The sequence below is a fragment of the Enterobacter sp. 186315 genome, assembly GCF_053290175.1.
On the sequence record NZ_JBPTTK010000050.1, the window covers coordinates 1 to 2586 of the forward strand.

Here is a 2586-nt window from a genome sequence, read left to right on the forward strand (position 1 = left end):
TCAGCAGGCCATCCGTGCGCAGGAAATCGATGCGGTTGTGATAGCTGTCGTGAATAGCAGAGAGGTGGTAAATGCCCGGGCCAGCCGGGGAAAACACACGCGTTTGCTGTGAGCGACGGTCGAAAAGGGTCAGCTCGTCGCGCATGTTTCCGGACAGGCGATAGCAGACCTGACGGCCGTGTGCGACATCCTTAAATATCCCATCCTGCGGCAGGGGATAGCTGAGTACTACGCCTTCGTGATCGGTGAAGTGCAGGCTGTCGCCTTGTACAGCCAGAGACTGAGACCAGTCATCAGTCCACCTCTTCCCGAAAAGACCCTTTTTAGCCCTCCGCGAGCGATAAAGCCGTGAAAGGGTCAGAGGCAAAGTGCCGGGAATATGCAGAACATTGAGCTGCTGGATCATACTGCCCGAAACAACATCAACCGGATCGCTGCAAGAGGTGAGGCACTTTACGTCGAACTCTTCACCTTCGCCGGCTTTTGCCGCTGGTTTTTCTTTGATGTTCGCACCATCCATGTGCGCGCTGCCGACGGTTCTGAGCGAGTGGACCATGAGCATACTTTGCGCGGCAGTCCTTAACCCCTCATTTTCAGGTGTATCCATGGCGTTAAAGGTTTGAAGGGCCTCCCCCCCAATTTCACCTGCCATAGCTCGCGCTGCTTCCGCTGTTGTATTGTAATTAATCGCACCGTACATCATGGCGCCGGTCATCTTGCTGTTAATCACCCCATCGGGTGTTTTGTCTTTAAAGAAATCGCCAAAAAGACCATCAAAAAATGACTTTTCATCCTCCGTTTCAGGTTCAGCCTCAGGATCCGCCTGACTCCCGGACACATTTGGCGCAGGCGGCTGGCCTATAATGATGCCGGTGGTATTTCGGGCGTTCATCCAGAAGGTATCGAAGTGTCGAAGCACCGACTTTCCGCCAGCGAAAAAGGTTGTGCTGTGCGCCAGGGGTTCGCAAATATCGCCTACCGTGCCGCTTTTGATTCCCTTTGCCACACCGGGTTCATCGCCTTTTGTTGTGGGAACAAAGCTCTGATCGAGAACCAGCACCGGACGATTATTCGCGTTAACGGACGGCACCGTCAGCACGGCTTCGTTAAGGCTGGCGGTAACAGGGTAGGGGATTGGGGGCGTAACGGGGCCGATAGGGGTTTTGCAGACATCCGGGGTCAGGCTGATTACTGTCCATGCTCCGTCCTGACGGGCAATATAATTTTCCGCCATCCTTATTCTCCTGAAATGTGATAACGGGCTTCCATAACCCTTACTGATGACTTGACGGGCAGCACATAGCGGCAGGTCTGTTCGACGGTTAGCGCTTCGGTATCAATGAGTAACGTATCGGTCCACATGAGCTGAGGTACCATTTCACCCGTCTGCATCCGCAGCAGGATCAGGGCCTGATTGTTGGGTAAGGCAAAAGTAATATCGCCGTCCGGACGTAAGCCGCTCAGGGTGACTATTGCGCCCGGGGCCGGGAACGGAATTTGCTGATCCTGCGGTGCGCAGTTCCAGTACCTGAAGTTGAAATCTTCCGGAAGCGCGGGGTGGCGTTTTTTAAGCCAGTTTTCATCGTAAGTTCCGGCCAGCGGCAGTCGGGGTTGCCAGGTGCGGCCCACCGCACCAAACCCGGCGGGTTGGAATGCAGGGGCAGACCAGTCCGCTTCGCCGCTGCAAACATCCAAAAAATGCTCAAGAGTAAAAGGGGCGTCAGGCGAAGCGATCTGCGGAGCCTCTGCTTCCCGCAGGTCGCAGGCATTGAGATACCAGAACGGCATATAGCCCAGGCCAAGTGGATTTAGCGGGCAAACCGTATGCGCCAGCGGTGGGTTGTGTTTCTCGGGATGCTCATTGCGCTGCGCGTCAGTCAGCAGAAAATCCTGCGGAATACGATCGGCATATTCGCTGTCAGCCTCTATCCGGCATTCGCCGCCGAAAGCATAACGATAATCCAGAGGCAAAGAGGTAAAAGGCTCTGGCTCCGTTTCATACCACCGCTGGGTTAACGGCTGTTGACGATAAAAACGTCTTCCGCTGATGCGCAGCTTTTTATCGAGTAGCACTTTTCCATCAGAGGCGCGTATCAGCACAGCTGCGGTCATTTCCGGACTGGCCTCACCGCCTGGCGTGTAGGCTGTTCCATTAACGATGACGTCGCACGTGGGTTTGAAAGGCGCTAAATCGCTTTCACGCAAAACAGATGAAAGATTGATCTCTCCGGAGAATTCATCGGTCAGGCATAACGGCAGCGCCGGATTTTCCATCAGCCGTGTCGACCACCGGCCATCGTCGCCCTTGACCAGGCGAAAGCCAATTTTCATGACGATCGCGTGGTGGCGTTCATCCTGTTTGTCATCCATCGCGTACTCCATCACTGAGAACGGCGTCAGATTGCGAAATTCCATTTCTCGCGCCTCAGTTGATGTAAACGTCTTTGCCTTTGATATTGGCCGGCCCGCTGGCGCTAAAATCAAACTCCGTACCCGCGATCGTTACTTTCCCACTGCTTTCAAGCGTGATAGAGCTGGCCCCGCAGATCAGCTGGATTTTGTCGCCCGAGGTAATGCAGGTGGCGT

At 54.7% G+C, this 2586-nt stretch carries 2 protein-coding genes; both read right to left on the reverse strand.

Translation table 11 applies throughout. The features are described from left to right. Positions 1-1234: PAAR-like domain-containing protein (locus ACSVHP_RS22835; RefSeq protein WP_447552983.1), on the reverse strand; the 1234-nt coding region annotated here is incomplete at its 3' end. Positions 1235-1236: 2 nt separating this feature from the next. Continuing rightward, entirely contained in the window at positions 1237-2415 is a 1179-nt protein-coding gene (locus tag ACSVHP_RS22840; RefSeq protein WP_447552984.1) for a DUF2169 family type VI secretion system accessory protein, read from the reverse strand. Positions 2416-2586 lie beyond the last annotated feature (171 nt).